We start from the raw sequence: 21,990 nt of genomic DNA, 5'->3' as shown, positions 1-21,990 counted from the left end.
TCCCCCGTTCGTAGGCCCCGGCCTGCGCCGACCGTCGGTGRCTCAGCCGAGATGTACCAAGGGCCACCGACAGTTTTGGTCGACCGCGACGGCGCGGCACGTCGGCTGCTACCGATCGTGCGGCTCCTGCTAGGAGATGGACATCTGGCGTCGCCACATCAAGGATCTCCTAACCCATGGCGACCAGATAACTGGCCGAACGGTGCCCATGCTCCCGCCTCGCACCGAAAGTAGCACATACAGTGACGTATGGGGTGAACCGGTATATCTGCACGGATTCGCCTTGTCTCGGAGCATGGGAGTCAGCCGTCCCATCTTGAGCGCCGAGAAGATCAACACCTTGCCCCGGTCCGGCAGTTCACCCTTTACCAGCAGCCGGTCGAGTATCAGCAGCCGGTCGAGGCGCGAGRCTCAGCCCGAGCTTGTTGTCATAGGTCAGGTGTCGCCCCCCGAGGATCGCCGACATGCGATCGTCGAGAATCAGGGCGCGGGTGYGGCGGAGCCAGGAGTCGCCGTCCCAGCCGGCCAGGGGAGTCAGTTCGGCATGCGCCGCGGCGGTGATCTCCTTGTTCGCGGGCAGGCGGATGGTGGCTCCGACGACCTCTTCGAGGACCGCGTCGTCAGACACGGCAACTTCGCCGATGTGCCCGAGCGATCGGCCCGCGAGCGTGAGATACCCGGCCGGTCCGCGGCGGACGAGGACGACCTCCACGGACTCGTCGCTGTCACGGACGACCGCGGTGAGGCGTTCCTCGGTTTCCAGCGGCGCGGTCGCCTTGTCGTGCAGACCCTCGAGCGTGGTCAGGCCCAGACCGTCCTCGCCGGAAAGCAGAAATCCGGTGGCGTTCACCCGGCGACGACGCTCCTTGGCCTCCCATTCCTGCCTGRCCTCGGCCGCGGCATCAGCCCAGCGCGCCGGACCGAGAGGCTCATCACCGTAGCCGAGAGCGACGAGGCCGGGCACGTCGGCGGGAATCGACCATCCACCACCCGTGGCGGCTTCGGCGACGAGAGCGGCGGAGCGCAGCAGTAGATGATCCCCGTACACGGCCCGGCTACCGGCGGGCCAGAGTGGCACAGCCCCGTCGGGCAGCCGCAGACCGCTGACGATCACTTTCGGGTCGCGAAGCCGGGCCGGTCGCTGCCCGGTCGGCCGGTCATGCCGATGCAGCCGGCCGACCCGTTGCAGCAGAAGGTCGATGGGGGCGAGATCGGTGACGAGGATGTCCACATCGACGTCGAACGACTGTTCGGCCACCTGGGTGGCCACGACGACGAGCCGCGCGGGCCGGTCCTGGGCGTTCTCCCGTCCGGGGGGGCCGAGCTTGTCCACGACGTCTTCCGTACGGCTCGCGCGTTCGGCTGCGGTGAACCGGGAGTGCAGCAGCACCACGTCATCACCGAACGTCGTCCGCAGCTCGGCGTWGACGACCTGGGCCCGCTGGACGGTGTTACACACGACGAGAGCGCAGCCGCCCTCGCTCACCTCCGCCGAGACAGCGGCGGCGATGCTCACCGGGGCGAAGTCGGTGGGCTCTGCCAGGATCTCTACCGCAACGGGCACGGACTCACGCCAGGGTGACTGGGACGTCACGGAAAACCGGGGCTTCCCGTCGGCCATATACACCGCGGTGGTGCTCGGGTAGCCGGTGGGCCGCGGCAGATCGGCGAGGTCGACATCGGGGCGCTGCAGGGCGCCCTGCAGATAGGCGCCGGCGAGCTGTGCACGCAGTACCGGCGGCAGCGTCGCGGACAGAACGATGACCGGCACGCCGGTGTCGGCGAGCCAGCGCAACGCCTCGAACAGGAACTGCGCCATGTAGACGTCGTAGGCGTGTACCTCGTCAAGGATGACGACCCGGCCGGCCAGGCCGGCGTGCCGTAGCATCACATGCTTCGTCCGGGTCGCCGCCTGCAGCAGGTGATCCACCGTGCCGACCGTCACCGCAGCGAGCAACCCCCGTTTCGATCCGAAGAACCACTCCGCGGCCGCCGCGGCGCCCGCCAGCGGTGCGTCGCGACGACCCSGGCCGCTCGTACCCGTACCGAAATCGTCGGCCATCCCATACTCGTCGAGATCGTCATGCACGTCGACGAACCGGACCTGCGACCGAAGTGCCGCCCACTCCTTGTTGAAACGAGCCCGGCCGTGCAGTAGGCCGATCGGAACCTCGGGATCCACCGCGGTGAGCCAGCCGCGGACCCGGCTGAACATCGGATCGCTCGTCGCCTGCGTCGGCATTCCGACGAACACCCCATCCGCACCGACCTTGCCGGCCAGTACCTCCGCGGCGGCGAGCGCCGCCTCCGTCTTCCCCTCACCCATCGGCGCTTCCAGGATCAGTAGCCCGGGGCCGGGCATTTCCCGCACGGCCTGGACCGCGGCGCGCTGCGCCGRCCGGGCTGGCTTACCGAATCTGTGGTGCACCAGGTCAGACTGGTTGCCGGGTGCGGGCCGGTCGGAGCGCCACCCGCCACGCAGACCCAACTGTGCCCAGGCTCGCTGTGCACGCTCCCGCGAGCCCTTCATCGAGATCTCCGCCAGATCCGACAGCCCACCGAAATGCTCTTTGTCGCTCGCGACCCAGTCTGYCATGATGATCATCCCGGATAGGGCAAGCTGACCTCCGCGGGATGGTGTTCGCAGCTCCGAAAAGGAAGCCAGGTCAACGTTGAGGTCRCCGGCCACCCGGTCGACGAACGCACGTTGGACGTCGAGCCACRGTCCGGCGCCGTGGACGGCGGGCTTGTGCACAAGACGGCCACGGTCCGGTATCAGGCCGTGATGGCCCGCGACCAGCGGCCACACCCAGTCACACCCCGGCCGACTCCAACCGACCTGCGGGRGATACTTGCGGACGATGACAGCCCCCGCCCGCGCGTGATGCCACTGCCGGCCCTGCTGAGGAGTCACCCCTCGCCAGCCAAGCCCGGCAGCCCGAACGCGCTGCGCCAAACCCTCGTCCTTCATCTGAAAGGCCGGCGTGGCCTTACCGACATCATGCAGGCCGCACAACAGCGCGAACAGAGACCGCCCGCGACCATCGCTGCAAYCATCCAGACGATCCCGAATGGTGGATGCGAGGAAACGATCCCAGACAAGTTCGCCCACCGCCRCCGTATCCAGAAGATGGCCGAGGAGCAGGTGCATCGATCCCCCCGCCTTCTCCGCCGACTTCCCCCATATCATACCGAAGAACTCATCATCCATGAAGACTCCCATCCCAGATATAATGGACAGCCCCATTCAAGCACCTTGCGAAATGAGCCCGTTCATGGGGGCTTGGACGTGACATCGGCCGTCGTAGAAATGCTGTTGACGGCTTGCCTGATTCGTTTTACTGATTATTGAGCTGTGCGTTCTCCCAGCCCTGAAGACAGGAAATCACTGGAAAGATCCCCGCGCCTGCGGGGACGACGGGGCCTCCAACGGGAGACGATCCGCGCGCGGCCGGCGCACGTAGCGCAGCCGGCGCAGACCGGGAAGCCTGCGCCACGCCACGTCAGGGAACTGGCCGTGCCGGTCGCACCGGGGTGGACACCGGGGCGGGGGACACCGGGGCGGGGGACACCAAGGCGGGGGACACCGAGGCGGACACCGGGGTGCGGCGGAGCTTCTCCACCAGGATGGACAGCCGGCGGCCCGGTTTCTCCAGGACGACGTAGCTGATCCATCCACCGAGGACGCCGACCGTGACCAGCATGGCGGCCACCCACGGAAACGCCGACGGCGCATGACTGACCAGCCCGTGCCGGTCCAGCACCAGCAGCAGAATCGGCTCATGCCACAGATACACGCTGTAGCTGATCATGCCGAGCCAGACGAATGCCGGGGTGGCGAAGAACCGGCGCCACAGCGTGTCGCGGGGTGCCAGCACGGATGCGGCGAACAGCACACCGAAACCGATTGAATTCAGCGTGGAGAACGCCTCGAACGATGCCGCGGTGTGCCCCCGGACCAGCGCGCCGGCGATGATGAGCCCGGCGGCGACAAACCGCRACGCACACGCGAGCGGGGCGGGCAACGGCCGCTCCCGACCCCATCGGACATAGAGAACCRCAGTGATCATTCCGAGGCCGAAGTTGCCGGCATAGTTCTGCGGCGAGAACCAGTACGCCCACTGGTCGTGCTGAGCCCGCACGATGTAGACCGCATAGACGATCCAGACGGCGGACACCACGATCAGCAGGACCGGCGGCAGGCAGAGCCGCCGCCAGCGATGCGCCTCGGGTAGTCGATGAGTCTGCCGCCGCAGCCAGCCGGCGACCAGGGCGAGGTATAGATAGAAGTAGACCTCGACGGCCAGCGACCAGGCCGGGCCGATCGTGTAGAACACCCGCTTGCTGTCGAAGACCTGGGTGAAGGTCAGGTGTTCGACCAGGTCGATCCAGTCGCCGGGCAGAGTGGGATTACGCGCCGCCCACAYGACGATGAGCGCCGTGTAGTACAGCGGAAGAATCCGCAGTCCACGACGTATGAGCGTGTTCTTGGGTGACCGTTGGGTCCGGCCGGCCCTGACCCGGTTCGCCATCGGCATATACAGCAGGAACCCGGAGACCAGGAAGAACCAACTGATCATCCCGTCGAAGGCGCCGAGGACCTGGCCGAGGAACGTACCCGCGTACGGCGTGTTGCCATCCCCGCGGCAGAACTGATAGGCGTGAAAAATGATCACTGAGATCGCCGCCACGCCGCGGAACCCGCCCAGGTCGACCAGCTCGAGCCTGGGATCGCCCACCGTCGTCCGTCGGCGACCGCGGCGGTTCCCTCCGCTCTCTCCGGTGATACCCACCCCCCCGGCCCGCGGCCGGGCCGAGGTCCGGACCGGCACGGTCGGCCGCTCTCTCGGCGGCGGCACTGGCGGCGGCGGCACCGGCGGCGGCGGCACCGGCGGCGGCGGCACCGGCGGCGGCGGCACCGGCGGCGGCGGCGGCGGCGGGGGCTGCGGGGGCTGCGCCCACCAGGACGGGAGAGCCGGCGCGGGCAGAACCCGGGACCTCGGCACGATGTTTCGAGGTCCGCCTGGTGTGGTCATGACCTGGCTTCGGGGTAAGGGACCACACCGCCCGCCGCGGAGCCAGCTGGAGGTGCGGAGCCAGCTGGAGGTGCGGTCGCGCCGTCCGGCGTGACCGGGTCGGGCTGYGGCACGGCGCGTGGGGTCACGTGCCACTCGCGTTCCCGCAGCAGCTCCTTCACCGGTGCCAGCCGGGCGATGACGTTCTTGAACTCGCTGTAGACGATGTTCATCAGGCAGAACTGGACGARCCAACTCCGATGGCGGCGGATCGTGGGGTCGGCGAGGGCGTACGCGAACAACGCCTGGATCGGGCCCGCCATCGCCGAGAAGAGTGTGGCGACCACGTACAGGGAGACGTTCAACCGGAAACCGTGCCCGGACTGCGGGTGCAGCAGACCGAAGACGATCAGCGGATACATCTGCAGCGAAAGCCACGGATATATCTCGCGCCAGCCCAGCAGCCAGAGCAGGCCGAGTTTCTGGCGGGCGGTGAGGTCGGGTGAGCCGACGGCTTTCCACAGATGCCGCTGGGAGACCTGGTACCAACCCTGCGCCCAGCGCAACCGCTGCCGCCACAACGCCGACATCGTCGTCGGCGCCAGCTCGTAGGAGACCAGTTCCGGGTCTGCGACGATCCGCTCACCGCTCATGATGGTGCGCAGACTCGCGTCGATGTCCTCGGTCAGCATCGACCCGCGCATACGGGTCTGGTGCAGCAGGTCGGTCCGCCAGTAGCCGTTCGACCCGCCGAAGATCCCGAAACCATGCATCCTCGCCCGGCCGGGATGACTCACCGCATAGATCGACTCGAATTCCACGGCGACGGTGCGGCTGATCCGCGATGCCTCTCCGTTCCGGATMACGCAGTGCCCCTGGACGACCGCGGCCCCGTGCGACAGCCACCGCCAGGCCCGCCGGAAGGCGTCCGGTGCCGGATGATGATCCGCGTCGAAGACACCGACGAACTCACCGGTGATCATTGGCATCGCCGCGTTCACGTTCTGCGCCTTGGAGGTGCTGGTCGGCACGTGCATCGGGATGAAACGGGGATCGGAATCGGCGATCCGCGCGAGCGTCTCCTCCACGGGCAGGTATCGGGGAGTGTTATAGGCGAGGATGATCTGTAGTGGACCCGGGTAGTCCAGCCGGAGGAACGCCTTGACCGTGTCGACGATCGTGGCCGACTCGTTCGGCAGATACGCGGCGATGATGGCGCTCGCCGCCGGGAACGGCGCGGCGGGCGCGTCCGGGCACTTCTCCGGTTCGAGCGCCGACAACTGCTCCARGTAGGTGGTGAGGGTAGTGCCGGCCAGCGCGATGGCCAGGAGTGCGAAGACGACGTGGGTCGGGTCGAGGCCCAGTGTGAACAGTGTGCTGTAGATCCCGAACGGGAGTCCGAGGCAGATCGCGGTCGAGACGACGATCTGGACGGCGTCGGACGGCCGCAACCGTGTGTGCAACGGGCGCCCGGAACGTCGCGGCTGGTTCTCCGCTGGTTCCATCTTCGGGTCGTAACAGACGGGGACCATGTCGAGCTGCCCTGCGGCGAGCCCCATGGCCAGCCGGGCCCGCCGCAGGGCGGTGGCATCATCGATGGTGTCGTCCACCTGGACGAACCCCGGAACGGGGGTGACCCGCAGACGCTCGCCGTTGACGGCGAAGTCACAGCTTGCGACCGTACGCACGATCTCGCCGAACGCCGCTTCGGCGGAGCGGCCCGGCCGCGTCGGCAGGACGACGACCACCTCGCCGGGGCGGCCCTGGCCGATGGCGGAGCCACGCCACCGATGCAGATCACCTGCCAGGGCGGCGACCTGATCGAGTAGAGACAGGCAGGCGCCCGGAGCGAGGCGCTCGCGCAGCCGGCCGAACTCGGCGATGTACAGAAGGCCGACGACGCAACTCCGGCCCGTCGATCGAGTACGGCTCCGGGCCTGCTGGACGGTCGCGATGGCGCGATCGTGGTGCTCGTGATGGTAATGCCGTCGTCCTGGCACCCGCATGACCCGCCGCCATCCGGATCCATCCGGGACGGCGAGGTCACTCGTTCCCGGATCCAGATCCACCACCACGTACTCCGGCGGCGGAACTGCCATGTTCGGTGTGTTGATCCCCCCCGGCGTCGGCCTTTCAGCGACCGTTTCAGCGAAATTCGCAGCCATGAACTGAACTCTCGCTAGATTCGCCGGATAATTCTAAGTCTTTTTGGTGTAGGGAGTCGTGGGAGTCGGGGCAGCACTCCTCTCTCCTGGCCGGAAGGTAAATACCTGGGAGCGTGATTCTCTACTGGTTCAGCTTTATCGTGGCCGACACCATACCAGTCGGGGTTCGGGTGTCTGTTGGTGGGCCGTGCGCCAGGGGGAGACGATACGTTGCGTTAGCGGCATGCGAGTTAGATTTAACGTTCTGTTCATCCTTTGCGGTAATCATTCTTACCCACGCGGATCGCGGACGATTCAGCGTCCGCGATCTCTGCGGGAACGGCGATAGGACGCGGCTGGACACGGCTGGACACGGTCGGGCATGACCGCGTGCGACCGGGCACGGAAAAGGCTCCCCGTTTCCGGGGAGCCTTATGTGCGTATGGTGTTGGTGAAGTTGCGCCATGCAATGAACAGTCTGAGGTCCGCGCTCTTCCCGCAGGTAGCGGCCATGATGGCGCCGCACCTGGTGACACTGTTGATCACGGGAGTGACCAGTCCGCCGAGCGGACAGGGGGTGCGATCTGTCAAGCTCGTAGCGAACGAAGCACGTCGAGGATCGGCGGTGGCGCGGGGCCGATCCTGCCGATCGGCAGGATCGGCCCCGCGCCGACTCACGCGCAGGCGCGCCCCGGTCGGATGGAAGGAGATGCTCGCCATGGCCTCGCGCTTGACGCGATCTGACGAGAAGGACGAGAAGGACGAGAAGATCGATCGGCGGGTCCGGGTGCTGGGGGAGCCGGTGGACTCCTACCCCCAGCTGCCGCCGGAGGTCGGCCGCGGTTCCATCCGCAGGATCACCGTTGTCGGCGAGCCTGTTCTGCACCGGCCCTGTAAGAAAATCACCGAGTTCGGGACCGCGGAGCTCGCTGCGCTGATCGATGACATGTTCACCACCATGTACGGCGCCGAAGGTGTCGGACTCGCCGCGAACCAGATCGACGTCGACGCCGCGGTCTTCGTCTATGACTGCACCGACGAGGACGGTGTGCGGCACGTGGGCCATCTGGTCAACCCCGTCCTGGAGGAGGCGCCGCCGGCGGAGCGCCGGCTCGTCAAGGGGGATGAGGGGTGCCTGTCTGTTCCGGGGGCCYACATGGAGGTCGCCCGGCTGGAGCATGCTGCTGTCCGCGGTCAGGACCAGCACGGTGCCCCGCTCCGCCTGGAGGGAACCGGCTATTTCGCCCGTTGCCTGCAGCATGAGACCGATCACCTGTACGGCAGCCTCTACCTGGACCGGCTGTCGAGCCGCGGACGCAAGAAGGCCCTCCGCGAGATGGAGGAGCGGACCGAGGAGATCTTCGCCCGCCGGGTCGAGGTGGCCGCGCGGCTCGGCAGGTAGCGAGCCACCGGCGCGCGCTACCTGTCCTGCGAGGAAGGCTACCTGTCCTGCAAGAAAGGCTATCCGTCCTGCGAGAAAGAGAGAGTCGGCGGTGGATGTGGTGTTGCGGCGGGCGGCCGAGGCGGCGACGGGCTTCATGCCCACGGAGGAGGGCCTGGCGCTCTACGCGGCGGCAACACGGGTATCGGCCGGCGGCCTGATCTGCGAGGTCGGCACCTACTGCGGTAAGTCGACCCTGTACCTGGCCGCGGCCGCCCGGACGGTGGGAGCGACGGTGATCACCGTGGATCATCATCGCGGGTCGGAGGAGAACCAACCCGGGTGGGAGTACCACGACGCCGATCTCGTCGACCCGCGTAGCGGCCGGCTGGACACGCTGCCCTTCCTGCGGCGGACGCTGGAGGACGCGGGCGTCGAGGACGTCGTGACGGCGGTCGTCGRCCGCTCCGAACGGGTGGGGCGATGGTGGTCGACCCCGGCCGACCTGCTCTTCCTCGACGGCGGGCACACCGAGGAGCAGGCCCAGGCGGACTACGAGGCCTGGGCCTGCCACGTGCGGCCCGGCGGTCTCCTGGCCATCCACGACGTCTTTCCGGACCCGGCGGACGGGGGCCAGGCGCCCTACCACGTCCTGGTGCGGGCGCTGACGGAGGGCTTCCGCGAGCTGTCGTGCGCGGGTTCGCTGCGCGTCCTACGCCGCGTCGACTGAGYGGCATCCGCATGCCGGCCGCTGCCGAGGAAGCCGGCGTTCGGCGGGCGTCACCACCTCCGTCCCCGTCCGCGGCTCCGTCCGCGACTCCGGAAGCCGCCTGCCGCCCTGCCGAGGCTCGTCGGACTCCTTGTCGAGGACACAGATCCCCTCGGGGAGGCCGTCGCCGCGGAAGAGGGTCTCGGTGACCCCGCCGGCCAACGTGTCGACCGCGAGGATCACCGCCGCCGCGGTCCAGGTCGACTGTTCGGCCGGCCAGAACGTCGCGGTCTCGAACTGCCAGCCCGTCCAGTAGCTCCCGTCGGCGTGCCGCAGGTGCTGCATGTCCGTAACCAGCTTGGTCGCCGCGGCGGTCTCGCCCACGAGATGCAGGGCGATGGCTAGTTCGCAGGTCTCGGCCCCCGTGACCCAGGGCTCGTCGGCCACGCAGCGGATGCCCAGACCGTCGACGACGAAGTCGTTCCACCGGCTGGTGAGCCGGGACCGACCCGGTGATCGGCGCAGCGCTCCGCCGATCACCGGGTAGTACCAGTCCATCGACCACCGGTCGCGGGGGGCGAAGTACTCTGGGTGAGCGACGAGGGTGTGCCGCAGCGCGCCGGTCGCCCGTTCCCAGGCCGGTGGCACCTCCCCGACCAGGGCTGCGAGCGCCATCCCGCAGCGCAGGCTGTGCAACGTGCTGGAGCATCCCGTCAGCAGGGCCTCGGGGTAGTCGACACCGTCCGACGACCGGGCCCACCAGATCTGTCCGGTCKGGCTCTGCATGTCGACGACGAAGCCCAGGGCTGCCTCGACGACCGGCCAGATCCTCGTGAGGAAGGCGCGGTCACCGGTGGCCAACCAGCGGTGCCAGGCTGCGGTGGCGACATAGGCGCACTGGTTGCTGTCGGCGAAGTCCTCCTTGACCGCGCCGCCGACGTAGCTCGTCGCCCAGGATCCATCCGGCCGCTGGTTGCGACACAGCCAGGCCCACGCGGCGTCGGCGGCGTCGACCAGGCCGCCGAGGTCGAGGGCCATGGCGCATTCGAGGTGATCCCACGGGTCGGTGTGGCCACCGGGATACCAGGGGATGGCGCCGTCCGGCTCCTGGACGACGGCGATCGCGGTCGCGGTCGCGGTGAGCGCCTCGGGGGTCAGGACCGGAGCAGACTCAACCGGCCGCACGCGTTACCTCCGGTTTCCTCAAATACAGCACGATGCTCTTGCCGATGATCGGATTGAGGGCCCGCTCGGCGAGCCGGGTGRTGYGGGGACGGCGCATCATGTCCCACACCAGCAGCCGGTGGTAAAGCCGCGTCGCCGGATGGTCGTCGTCGTGGACACCGACGAGACACCGCAGCCACCAGTACGGGGCGTGCAGGGCGTGTGCGAAATGGGTGCCGGCCGGTTCCAGTCCCACCGCGATCAACCGGTCACGAAGCTCGTCCCGGCGGTAGATGCGGACATGGCCCCCCTCGACGCTGTGATAAGCCGTCGACAGGCTCCAGCACACCTGCTCGGGGAACCGGTTCGGGACGGTGACCGCCACCCACCCCCCGGGCCGTAGCACCCGGGCGATCTCCGTCATCGCCGCCGTGTCGGCGGGCAGGTGTTCGAGCACCTCGGCGGCGATGATCCGGTCGAAGGTGCCGTCGGCGAACGGCAGCGCCAGCGCGTCACCGCGCACTCCGGCGGCCTTCGCCTTGGGCGGAGCCTGTCCCTCCAGGGCCATCGCGGCGAGCATCGCGTTGACGCCGGCGACCTCGCCGGCGGAGTGGTCCAGCGCGATGACCTCGGCGCCCCGTCGGAACGCCTCGAACGTGTGCCGTCCGGCGCCGCAGCCCAGGTCGAGCAGCCGGCAGCCCGCGGAGACGGGAAACTGGTCGAAGTCGACGGTCAGCATGCGTCGGCCGTCAGCCGGTCAGCGTCGACGACGCCGGTGCGGACGCCGCGGCGCCGGGTGTGACGGCGCCGGGTGTGGACAGCGGTGCCGGCGTCCACTGGGCCGCCGGTCCCGGTCCCGGTCCCGGGGCCGGGACCGGGGAGGTGGGCGTCCCGCCGACCGCCGCGATCCGCTCGGCGTACCAGTCCGCGGTGGCCGCGGCGGCCGCCCGCCAGGAGAACCGCGCCTCCACCCGGCGGCGCCCGGCGGCACCCATTCGGGCCCGTCGTTCGGGATCATCGAGCAGGGAACCGATGGCGTCCGCCAGGGCTCCCGCATCCCCCGGTGGGACCAGCAACGCGGCCTCCCCGTCCGGACCGGCGACCTCGGGCAACGCCCCGGCGGTGGTGGCGACCAGCGGGATCCCGCAGGCCATCTCCTCGACGGCGGGCAGGCTGAACCCCTCGTAAAGCGAGGGAACGACCGCGACCTCGGCGGAGCGCAACAGGTCCACCAGCTCCGGTTCCGGCATGTTGGAACGGAACGTCACGGCGTCGGCCAGGCCCAGCTCGGCAACCTGGCGCTGGGCCGTTCCCCCTTCGCGGACCTTGCCGACRCAGACCAGGTGCGCCGAGCGATCCACCCGCAGCTTCGCGAGCGCCTCGAGCAGGACAAGCAGGCCCTTAAGCGGAACATCGGCGCTGGTCACGACGACGACACGGCCCGGAACCGCCGGATTGCCCGCGGGCGCCGGCGTGAAGACGTCGGCGTCGACTCCCAAGGGAACCGTGCGCATGACCGTCGGGGGGAGGTTCATGTCCGCGATGATCTCTCGCCGGGAGCTCTCCGACGGGATGACGATGCCATCCAGCCCCCGCGCGACCCGGGCCTGCATCGGGAGGAACGAGTACCACCGGCGCAGGCCCAGCCGGGAGGTGAAGGTGGTCGCCGCGGCGAGGTGCAGGCGGCGATCGACCGTGATCGGATGATGCACGGTGCCCACGACCGGGATCCGGTACGGGCGCAGGGCTGCCCGCAGCGCCAGCAGGCCGTATCCCAGCCCCTGGTTGTCATGGACGATGTCGAACGGCGGCCGACCCCCGGATGCCCTGGGGCGCAGGGCTTGGCAGGCACGCAGGCTGAAGGCGAGCGGCTCGGAGAACTGGCCGGTCCGCATCATGGCGAACTCGACGACGTCCGGCAGGCCGTGGAACTCGGCCAGTCCGGGCCACCGGAACGGGTCGGAGTCCCGGTAGAGATCAAGGCTGGGCAGTTCGGTGAGGCCGACACCCTCCTCAAGCACCGGGTACGGCGGCCCGCTMACCACCTGGACGCGGTGCCMCAGGGCGACCAGTTCGCGGGACAGATGTCGGACGTACACACCCTGGCCACCRCAGGTGGGYAGACTCCGGTACGACAACAACGCAATCCGCAACTGTGYGCCCTCCGTCCGTCTCGGGCCATGTCCTGGTTCCTCGACGTCGAGGGTGGCGCCGCTTCCTGGCACATTAGGATATTGAGTGCCGATCTTCACTGAAATGGGCCGACACTGTGTCCTGGCCGTGTGCCCWGCGTCACATTAGGACTCTTCGTCGTGAGTCCAAGATCTGCGGCAACGAGGGAGACTYGCCCATCCAGAGGGTTTTGTGTCCGCTTTATCCCGCAGGCGCGGGGATCTTCCCGGATCACCGGTGGACGGTTTATGCAGCCGGGAGTCGTCCCTGTGGCGTTGCCCGCGACCTCGCGCAGCACGTCGGCCCGGGCCCGCTCTCAGACCTCGCCRCCACCGACGGCCCGACCATCCCACCGGGCACGGCGAGCGCCGAAGGCGCAACACGGGGGGTCAGGGGGCTTGGCCCCTCGGCCAGCATAACGGGCACGGCGAAGCCGCCCAGAGGGCGGCGATCATGATTGGCTAGCGCGTGGACCTAGGTGGACTTGAACCACCGACCTCTTCCTTATCAGGGAAGCGCTCTAACCGACTGAGCTATAGGTCCGTGCTGCGAGTCCAAGAATACAGGACGGCGGCGCAGGAGCGGGACCGCCGCCGTCCCTCCAAGCTACTGATCACTCAGAGTCAGCTCGACGCCGCCGATCATCTCGGCGCAGAGGTTGTAGAGCAGGGCACCGAGCGTGGACAGCGCGGTCATGAGGATGACGTTGATCGCCCCGATGAGCAAGCTGATCTGCATTGCCCGGCCGAACGACAGYCATCCTCGGATGTCGGTGCTGCTGCTGTCGGTCAGGGTATCGGCCGCGTCGGAGACGCTGTCGAACACGCCGATCKAGTTCAGGACGAACCACAGCAYGGCRATCGCGACGAGCAGAACCACAAAGACGCAGAGGGAGAACGCGAAGCTGACCCGGGTCACCGTGAGGGGATTGACCTTGGACAGCTTGAGCTTGGCCCGCCGGCCCTGACCGGGCGGGCGGGCGGAACCGGACGAGCCGGGACCGGACCGGCCAGGGGAGTGACCGGCACCCGCCCGCTCAGCGGAGACCGGCTCGAACTGGTCGTCGAGCGCACCGGGGGAGGTCGTGGTCACGCTGTTCAGAGCACCCGTCGTCGTGGTGGTACCCGCGGACTCCGGCGCCGCGAGCGGCCGGTCGTAGGCCGCCGTGGGGCCGGCACCGCCGGACCTCCCCCCCGCCGGACCCGGCGGGGCGGGGCGTACCGGATCGGGGGCGGGCATGCGCTCGGGCGCGGCACGGTTCCTGTCGGGCTTCGTGGTACGGCTCCTCGTCATGCTGGGCGGGCGGACCAGGGAGATCGTGTCGGTCTCCCGTGGCCGCTCGGCCGGGGGCTCCACGCGAACTGCCGGCCCCCCTGGCGTGGCTCGACCGGGTCCGGGTGGCGCCAGGCCGAGGGACTTCGCCGGCGACGATACGGCGGCCGGGCCGAGTTTCCGGGTAGCCGAGCCCGCCTCGTCGGAGTGGGTTCCAGCGGCCCCGGTACGAGCCGACCCGGATGGGGACACCGACGACGTTCCGCTGGCACGTCCCGTGGAGGTGCCAGCCGAGGACCCTGCGCCCGACACACCCGACGCGCCCGCGGAAGAGGTGGACAAGGACCGCGAGGACAAGGGGGACTTCGCCCCGTCGGGGACCGATCCGGAGCGGGACGCCGCCGAACCCGCCGCACCCGAACCCGAACCCGCCGAACCCGACGCCGACGAGCCGGGTTCAGCCGAATGGGCTTTTGACGACCCGGCCTTCGACGACCCAGTCGAACCCGTCGGCCCCCCGGCGGAGGACTGCGGCGGGTCCGCCGCGCCTCCGGCCGGGCCGCGGCCGCCCTCCCGCTCATCCACGGGCCGACCGGACCGCCCGGGCCGCTGGAAGAACGGATTACCGGACTCGGGCCCATCGCCGGCCGCGGGCACCTTCACCGTCTCGCTGCCGGCGTCCTCCCCACGGCCGTCCCGCAGCGACAACGAGCGGCCCGCGGCGTCCGCCGCGCGTCCCGACGCCGGGCCGGCGCCGGCCCGGCGGCCGGCTTCCGAATCACGCCCGGCGGAATCGGAAACACCAGCGGAACCCGCGGAATCCGGGCCCGCGGAATCCGGGCCGGAGGAGCTCGCGCCTCTGGCCGCGCCGCCAGCACCGGAGGAACCAACGGAAGCGGGTCTCACCGTGGACCGTGGGCCGGCCCCGTCCCCCCCGCTCGGCCGGCGGGACTGCTCGGTGGCACGCGATCCCTCCGCCCCGGCGGCCGAGGAGGGGCCGCGGTAGACCGCCGACCGGGCTGGCCGGTCTTCCTGACTGTCACTCACGGACTCTCCCGGTTCAGTCCTGACGGTGTGCACGGGTCCCGCGCACACCCGTCCCCTCGGGCGGCGTCGTTCTCGGCGTGGGTGGCCACGACCACGAGATCGTCAACCTCTCGGGGGCTCGCTCTCAGCTTTCCTGGGGCCCGGCGTCGATACGAGCGTCGGTGTCCTCCGCATCAGCATTACGTGCGACTCCGACAACCTGCACCCCGGACTCCAGATCGATGAGCCGGACTCCCATGGTCTGCCGCTGCGCCCGCCGTACATCCTTGGCAACGGTCCGCAATACGCCCCCGTTGGAGGCGATGGCGTAGAGCTGGTCGTCGGGATCGACGACGAGTGCCCCCACCAGACCACCGCGAGTCGAGACGATCTTAGCGGTCAGCACGCCCTTGCCACCACGGCCCTRCACCGGGTACTCGGCCAGCGGCGTCCGCTTCGCGTATCCACCGGAGGTGGCGACGAGCAGATCCGCCGTCGTACCCGGCACGACGACGTCCATGGACAGCAGTTCGTCCTCGGCATCGAACCGCATACCGATCACACCCGAGGTCGCCCGGCCCATCGGCCGCAGCTGCTCGTCGTCGGCRTGGAACCGGATCGACTGGGCGTTACGGCTGACCAGGAGCAGATCGTCGCCGGGCGCCACGAGCCGGGCGGCGATCAGCTCGTCGTCGTCGCRCAGATTGATCGCCACCAGGCCACCGGCCCGGTTCGAGTCGAAGTCATGCAGCGCGGTCTTCTTGCACAGCCCGCGCTTGGTCGCCAGGACCAGGTAGGGGGCGGCCTCGTAGTCCTTGACCGCGATGACCTCGGCGATCCGCTCGTCCTGCCCGAAGGCCAGGATGTTCGCGACGTGCTGACCCTTGGCCGACCTGGCCTGCTCGGGCAGCTCGTGCGCCTTCGCCCGGTACACCCGGCCCTTGTTCGTGAAAAACAGCAGCCAGTGGTGGGTGGTCGTGACGAAGAAGTGCTCGACGATGTCGTCCTCGCGCAGCGCCGCGCCCTGCACGCCCTTGCCGCCGCGGCGCTGCGAGCGGTAGAGGTCAGTCTTGGTGCGCTTGGCGTAGCCACCGCGGGTGACGGTGACGACCACATCCTCCTGGGCGATCAGGTCCTCGATGGACATGTCGCCCTCGAACGGGACGAGACGGGTCCGCCGCTCGTCGCCGAACTTCTCGACGACCTCGGCGAGCTCCTCGCCGATGATCTGCCGCTGCCGGGTCGGCGAGGCCAGGATCGCCTCCAGATCGGAGATCTTCGCGCGAAGTTCGGCCGCCTCGTCGATGATCCGCTGACGTTCCAGGGCGGCGAGCCGGCGCAGCTGCATGTCGAGGATGGCGGTGGCCTGGATCTCCGACAGCGAGAAGCGTTCCATCAGCTGGCCGCGGGCCACGTCCGCCGACTCGGCGTTGCGGATGAGGTTGATGACCTCGTCGAGGTGATCCAGCGCGATCAGCAGACCGTCCAAGACGTGCAGCCGCTCGCGGGCCTTGCGCAGCTGATAGCGGGTCCGGCGGACGATGACGTCGATCTGGTGCTCGACGTAGTAGCGGACCATCTGGTCCAGGCGCAGGGTACGCGGCACGCCGTCGACGATYGCCAGCATGTTGACGCCGAAGGTGTCCTGGAGCTGGGTGTGCTTGTAGAGGTTGTTGAGCACGACCTTGGCGACGGCGTCGCGCTTGAGGTCGATGACCAGCCGCTGGCCGATGCGCGCCGAGGTCTCGTCCCGGACGTCGGCGATACCGGTGACCCTGTTGTCCCGGACCAGTTCGGCGATCTTCTCGGCGAGGTTGTCCGGGTTCACCTGGTAGGGCAGCTCGGTGACGACGAGCTGGGTGCGGCCCTTGTTCTCCTCGACGTTCACCACCGCCCGCATCCGGATGCTGCCGCGGCCGGTACGGTAGGCCTCCTCGATGCCGTTACGGCCGACGATGAGCCCCGAGGTCGGGAAGTCCGGACCCTTGATCAGGCCGATCAGCGCCTCAAGCAGCTCGGAGTCGCTCGCGTCCGGGTGGTCGAGCGCCCACCGCACRCCCTTCGCGACCTCGCGCAGGTTGTGCGGCGGGATGTTCGTCGCCATGCCAACCGCGATGCCGCCGGCGCCGTTGACGAGCAGGTTCGGGAACCGGCTGGGCAGAACAAGCGGCTCCTGCGAACGCCCGTCGTAGTTCGGGGCGAAGTCGACCGTCTCCTGGTCGATGTCACGCAACATCTCCATCGCCAAGGGCGCCATCCGCGCCTCGGTGTACCGCATGGCGGCGGGYGGATCGTTGCCGGGCGAGCCGAAGTTGCCGTTCCCGTCGACCAGCGGGTAGCGCAACGACCAGCCCTGCGCGAGCCGGACGAGGGTGTCGTAGATCGCCGTGTCGCCATGGGGGTGGTAGTTACCCATGACGTCCCCGACCACGCGGGAGCACTTGAAGTATCCGCGGTCGGGGCGGTAGCCGCCGTCGTACATGGCGTAGAGGACCCGGCGGTGGACGGGCTTGAGCCCGTCGCGTACCTCCGGCAGCGCACGGCCGACGATGACCGACATGGCGTAGTCGAGATACGACCGCTGCATCTCGACTTCGATGCCGATGGGCTCGATGCGGTCGCCGGGGGGAGGAGGTAGGACGTCGACCACGGGGTCCTTCCAGGGCAGTGGGAGCAGTCGTCAGGGCGTCAGGGCGGGACGGGCGCCCCGGGCAACGGGGCCGGGTGGACCCGACGGCGGGCGGGATCCGGAGCCCTCCGTTCGCCGGGCCGGACCGTCGGGATCGCCGCGCCCGGAYCGACCTGAGGGGTCACCCGACGACCGGTCCGAGGCACGCGACACGGCCGGGTCAGATGTCCAGGAAACGCACGTCCTTGGCATTACGTTGGATGAAGCTGCGACGCGCGTCGACATCCTCACCCATGAGCACGGAGAACAACTCGTCGGCGACCGCCGCGTCGTCGAGCRTGACCTGCAGCAGGATGCGCCGGTCCGGGTCCATGGTGGTGTCCCACAGCTCGGTGGYGTTCATCTCGCCGAGACCCTTGAAGCGCTGGATGGCATCCTTGGGCAGCTTGCGCCCGGACTCCACCCCGCGGGCGACCAGCCCGTCGCGCTCCCGATCGGAGTAGGCGTACTCCCAGTCCTCCCTACCCCATTTGATCTTGTAGAGCGGCGGCTGCGCCAGAAACACGTGACCGGCCTCGACCAGCGGGCGCATGAACCGGAACAGCAGCGTCAGCAGCAGGGTCCGGATGTGCTGGCCGTCGACGTCGGCGTCCGCCATCAGAACGATCTTGTGGTAGCGCAGTTTCGCGATGTCGAAATCGTCGTGGATGYCGGTACCCAGCGCCTGGATGAGGGCCTGGACCTCGGTGTTCTTCAGAACGCGGTCGATGCGGGCCTTCTCGACGTTGAGGATCTTTCCTCGCAGCGGGAGGATCGCCTGGAACTTCGAGTCTCGACCACCCTTGGCCGACCCACCCGCCGAGTCACCCTCGACGATGTACAGCTCGCACCGCTCGGGRTCGGTGTACTGGCAGTCGGCGAGCTTGCCCGGCAGGCCGGTGCCGCCGAGCAGACCCTTGCGCCGGGTCAGATCGMGGGCCTGACGGGCGGCAATGCGGGCCCGCTGGGCGTCGAGCGCCTTGCTGACGATGGCCCGAGCCTCGGTGCGGTTGACCTCGAACCAGTCCTTGAGCGCTGAGTRGCACATCTCCTGGACGAACTTCTTGGCCTCGGTGTTGCCGAGCTTGGTCTTGGTSTGGCCCTCGAACTGCGGCTGCGCGAGCTTCACCGAGATGATCGCGGTAAGGCCCTCCCGGATGTCGTCGCCGGRGAGCCGCTCGTCGCTGTTCTTGGCCCCCGCCTTCACCGGCTTGAGCAGGTTCTGGTCCTTGGCGTAGGCGTTGACGGCGCTGGTCAGCGCGGCCCGGAAGCCCTCCTCGTGGGTGCCGCCCTCGTGGGTGTTGATGGTGTTCGCGAAGGTGTAGACCGACTCGGTGTAGCCGCCGTTCCACTGCATCGCGAGCTCGGCCTCGATGCCCACGCCCTTCGACTCCAGCGAGATYACGCTGCGGTGGATGGTGTCCTTCGTGGCGTTGAGGTGACCGACGAAGTCGACCAGGCCGTTGGCGTACTTGTAGGTGACCGCCACGCGTTCCTCGTCACGCTCGTCGACGAGCGTGATCGACAGCMCCTTGTTCAGGAAGGCCATCTCCTGCRGGCGGCGGGAGAGCGTCTCGTACTTGTACTGGGTGGTCTCGAAGATCGTCGGATCCGCCCAGAAGGTGACCGACGTCCCGGTCCTGCGGGTGGTACCGGTCTTGGCCAGCGGCTTGTCCGGGCGGGTCGCCACGTACGGCTGGAACCAGACGTGCCCATCCAGGTGGATCTCCACGTCGAGCCGGGTGGACAGCGCGTTGACCACGCTGACGCCGACTCCGTGCAGCCCGCCGGACACCGCGTACGATTTGCCGTCGAACTTCCCGCCGGCGTGCAGGGTGGTCAGCACGACCTCGACGGCGGGCCGCTTCTCGGTGGGATGCATGCCGACGGGAATGCCACGGCCGTTGTCGGTGACCCGCACCCCGCCGTCGGCAAGCAGCGTCACGGTGATGGTGTCGCAGTAACCGGCGAGCGCCTCGTCCACCGCGTTGTCCACGACCTCGTAGACGAGATGATGCAGTCCACGCTCTCCAGTGGAGCCGATGTACATGCCCGGACGCTTGCGGACCGCGTCAAGACCTTCGAGAACCYTGATCGAACTTGCATCGTAGGCCACGCGGCGGGTCCCCTCGTTCTGGGCGGAAGTATCCACCAGTCTACCCGGCAACCCGCCATAGCGGACGCAGGGAGCCCCCTGGCGTCTGCGCAGCGCCACGCACATGGGGATGGCCAACCCCCCCTACCGGACCGACTCCCCCGACCGCCTTGGCGCGCCTCCACGACTGTCACCGACACCGCGAYCCCGCGGAGCCATCATGATCGCCCCAGCCGCACCGACGGATACCACAGGCACAATCMAGGCGCCAAGGGGCACCGAGAGCACCGGGAGCACCGGGGTGTCAGGCGGGCAGCAGCCGAACGGCCGGCCTCAGCCATAGGTGTCGCGGGGCCCTCGACCGCCGGTTCGGATGGACCCGTGCCGCCAGGACGGCGCCGTCGGGCCACGCACGACGATCCGGCGGACCACGTGTGGACCKAGCTCCCGGTGCAGGATGCCGAGGAGCTGCCGGGACAGCATGCGCAGCTGGGTCGCCCAGGCCGTCGACTCCGCGACAAGTTCCAGGTCTCCGTCGCGCAGGGACACCGGGGTGCAGTGGTCGGCGATGTCCGGCCCGACGATGGCATCCCATCGGGCCAGGACGTTCGCGTCGCTCGCCTGAGCCTTCCAGCCACGGGCCGCCAGCAGCCGGTTGATCGCCGTCCCGAAACCGACCGGTTCGCGCCATTCCCGGCCGGGCGGGGCGATGCCCGGCATCCGCGGTCGGCGGGGCACCTGGTCGTCCGACGGGTCGGCCCGCCGGGCACCGAGGCGGGTCCGAGAGCCCGGGCCCCACGGGCCGCCCGTCCCGGTGGCGCCGGTGGAGGCGTCCTCATCGGCCCACGTGCCGCCGTCGGCACCCGGCATCCCGCCACCGCGACCAGTGCCGGGCCCGGCCGGACCGGGCCCGGTCGGGTGGCGGGCGGTGTGGCCGGCGCCCCACCGTCCCCGCCCACGCTCCCGCGCGTCCCGTTTGACCTGGGCGAGAATCTCCCGAGCCAGGTCCGCTCCGTGGGCTGCGGTGCCGTCCGGCCCCTCGGTCTTCCCGCGGCGCCCGGCCCCTCCCCGGGACCGCCCGGATGCGGTGGATCCGGGCACGGTGGATCCGGGCACGGTGGGATGGTCCCGGGGGTCCGGGCGCTCAGTGGGCATGCTGGACCTCTCCTCCGGCGACGGCGTACCGCACCCCGGTCAGCTCTGTGGGAACGTCGGTTTCGACCGCGGCTGTGACCAGCACCTGCTCCGCGGAGGCGACGAGTTCCGCGAGCCGACCGCGGCGGCGCGTGTCCAATTCGGCGAAGACGTCGTCCAGGAGCAGGACCGGCTCGCGGTCATCGGCACGCAGCAGGTCGAACGAGGCCAGCTTGAGCGCGAGGGCGAGGGACCAGGACTCGCCGTGACTCGCGTAGCCACGGGCCGGGAGCCCGTTGATCGACAAGAGCAGATCGTCGCGGTGCGGACCGACCAGCGTCATCCCCCGTTCGACCTCCCGTGGCCGGGCGGCCTCCAGATCGGCGCGGATCGCCTCCGCCAGCATGGTCCGATCCGGTGCCGCCGGATCCGGCCGACCCGCGCCCGGCTGCTCTGGCTGGCCCGGTGGACCGGGTGGACCGGACGCATGCAAGATGTCCGGGAGGGTGACGCTGGAACGGTAGTCCAGCGCGGTAGCGGACTCGGCGCCGGCGACGGCCTCGTACGCCGCGGCCACGGCCGGCCGCAACGCGTCGACGAGTGCCAACCGCGCGGCCAGCACCTCGGCGCCATGCGCGGCCAGATACCCGTCCCAGACATCGAGGGTGCGCAGATCTCCCTGCCCCCCAGCTCGCCGGGCCGTCCCGGCGGTGYGTAGCAGGGTCGATCGTTGTTTGAGGACCCGGTCGTAGTCGGCGAGGACCGCGGCCATCCTTGGGGTCCGGGCGATCAGCAGCTCGTCGAGGAACTGACGACGCTGCGCCGGATCCCCCTTCACCAGGGCYAGGTCCTCCGGGGCGAACAGCACGGTGCACAGCAGACCGACGATGTCACGCGGCCGGGCGACGGGAGCCCGGTTCAACCGGGCCCGGTTCGCCTTTCCCGGAACGATCTCGATCTCCACCAGCGCGGCCCGGTCACCCCGGACGATCCTGGCGCGGATGACCGCCCGAGACGCGCCGTCACGGACCAGCGGGGCGTCCCCGGCGACCCGGTGGCTGGCCAACGTGGCGACATAGCTGATCGCCTCGATCACGTTGGTCTTCCCCTGGCCGTTACCACCCACRAAGGTGGCCACTCCCGGACCCAGAGTCAGGTCAAGGGCCGGGTAGGAACGGAAGTCGACGAGGGACAGGTGCGTGAGGTGCAC

The 21,990-nt window shown here is 69.3% G+C and carries 14 protein-coding genes and 1 tRNA gene; 3 read left to right on the top strand and 12 right to left on the bottom strand.

Features of this window, described 5'->3' with window-relative positions:
* Nucleotides 1-358: 358 nt before the first annotated feature.
* From cas3 to Manayef4_RS08525, 3 genes are all read right to left on the bottom strand, one after another.
* Nucleotides 359-3,190 (bottom strand): CRISPR-associated helicase Cas3', encoded by a 2,832-nt coding sequence (gene cas3 / locus Manayef4_RS08535; protein WP_256388611.1) that lies wholly within the window; start codon nt 3,188-3,190, stop codon nt 359-361.
* A gap of 313 nt (nt 3,191-3,503) precedes the next feature.
* On the bottom strand, nt 3,504-4,739 hold the full coding sequence (locus Manayef4_RS08530; protein ID WP_254665534.1) for an acyltransferase: 1,236 nt from the start codon (nt 4,737-4,739) through the stop codon (nt 3,504-3,506).
* Nucleotides 4,740-5,032: 293 nt separating this feature from the next.
* On the bottom strand, nt 5,033-7,114 hold the full coding sequence (locus Manayef4_RS08525) for a glycosyltransferase family 2 protein (protein WP_254665533.1): 2,082 nt from the start codon (nt 7,112-7,114) through the stop codon (nt 5,033-5,035).
* Between the two features lie 763 nt (nt 7,115-7,877).
* Between Manayef4_RS08525 and def the strand changes: the two genes are divergently transcribed.
* The gene (gene def, locus Manayef4_RS08515; protein ID WP_070131229.1) at nt 7,878-8,561 is read left to right on the top strand and encodes a peptide deformylase; all 684 of its coding nucleotides are present in this window, start codon (nt 7,878-7,880) and stop codon (nt 8,559-8,561) included.
* Nucleotides 8,562-8,652: 91 nt separating this feature from the next.
* Entirely contained in the window at nt 8,653-9,270 is a 618-nt protein-coding gene (locus Manayef4_RS08510) for a class I SAM-dependent methyltransferase (protein ID WP_070131217.1), read from the top strand.
* On the opposite strand, the gene Manayef4_RS08505 is transcribed toward Manayef4_RS08510, so the two are convergent.
* From Manayef4_RS08505 to Manayef4_RS08485, 5 genes are all read right to left on the bottom strand, one after another.
* Nucleotides 9,253-10,434 carry a hypothetical protein gene (locus tag Manayef4_RS08505; RefSeq protein WP_070131216.1) on the bottom strand — a complete coding sequence of 394 codons (1,182 nt, stop codon included), beginning with the start codon at nt 10,432-10,434 and terminating at the stop codon, nt 9,253-9,255. The genes Manayef4_RS08510 and Manayef4_RS08505 overlap by 18 nt on opposite strands.
* On the bottom strand, nt 10,421-11,152 hold the full coding sequence (locus Manayef4_RS08500; protein WP_070131215.1) for a class I SAM-dependent methyltransferase: 732 nt from the start codon (nt 11,150-11,152) through the stop codon (nt 10,421-10,423). The genes Manayef4_RS08505 and Manayef4_RS08500 overlap by 14 nt, the downstream gene beginning before the upstream one ends.
* A 10-nt stretch (nt 11,153-11,162) precedes the next feature.
* Nucleotides 11,163-12,566 (bottom strand): glycosyltransferase family 4 protein, encoded by a 1,404-nt coding sequence (locus Manayef4_RS08495; protein ID WP_070131228.1) that lies wholly within the window; start codon nt 12,564-12,566, stop codon nt 11,163-11,165.
* Nucleotides 12,567-13,054: 488 nt separating this feature from the next.
* Nucleotides 13,055-13,128 (bottom strand) — tRNA-Ile (locus Manayef4_RS08490).
* A 63-nt stretch (nt 13,129-13,191) separates the two neighbouring features.
* Nucleotides 13,192-13,941, bottom strand: a complete 750-nt coding sequence (locus tag Manayef4_RS08485) for a DUF3566 domain-containing protein (RefSeq protein WP_254665532.1) — start codon at nt 13,939-13,941, stop codon at nt 13,192-13,194.
* Between the two features lie 193 nt (nt 13,942-14,134).
* Between Manayef4_RS08485 and Manayef4_RS08480 the strand changes: the two genes are divergently transcribed.
* Nucleotides 14,135-14,863: a hypothetical protein gene (locus tag Manayef4_RS08480; protein ID WP_049760793.1), complete on the top strand. Its 729-nt coding sequence runs from the start codon at nt 14,135-14,137 to the stop codon at nt 14,861-14,863.
* Nucleotides 14,864-15,028: 165 nt separating this feature from the next.
* Here the strand turns inward: Manayef4_RS08480 and gyrA are convergent, their stop codons facing one another.
* The 4 genes from gyrA to recF all read right to left on the bottom strand — a co-directional run bounded on the left by gyrA (nt 15,029) and on the right by recF (nt 21,990).
* Nucleotides 15,029-17,533, bottom strand: a complete 2,505-nt coding sequence (gene gyrA / locus Manayef4_RS08475) for a DNA gyrase subunit A (protein ID WP_070131214.1) — start codon at nt 17,531-17,533, stop codon at nt 15,029-15,031.
* A 199-nt stretch (nt 17,534-17,732) separates the two neighbouring features.
* Entirely contained in the window at nt 17,733-19,667 is a 1,935-nt protein-coding gene (gyrB, locus tag Manayef4_RS08470; RefSeq protein ID WP_070131213.1) for a DNA topoisomerase (ATP-hydrolyzing) subunit B, read from the bottom strand.
* A gap of 312 nt (nt 19,668-19,979) precedes the next feature.
* Nucleotides 19,980-20,801 (bottom strand): DciA family protein, encoded by an 822-nt coding sequence (locus Manayef4_RS08465; RefSeq protein ID WP_011434481.1) that lies wholly within the window; start codon nt 20,799-20,801, stop codon nt 19,980-19,982.
* Nucleotides 20,791-21,990: a DNA replication/repair protein RecF gene (gene recF / locus Manayef4_RS08460; protein WP_070131212.1), complete on the bottom strand. Its 1,200-nt coding sequence runs from the start codon at nt 21,988-21,990 to the stop codon at nt 20,791-20,793. Before recF ends, Manayef4_RS08465 begins: the two co-directional genes overlap by 11 nt.

The organism is Frankia sp. CgMI4 (genome assembly GCF_001756285.1).
Lineage (GTDB): Bacteria > Actinomycetota > Actinomycetes > Frankiales > Frankiaceae > Frankia > Frankia casuarinae.
The sequence above is the reverse complement of the archived record's forward strand: the minus strand, read 5'-3'. Positions and strand labels throughout refer to the sequence as shown.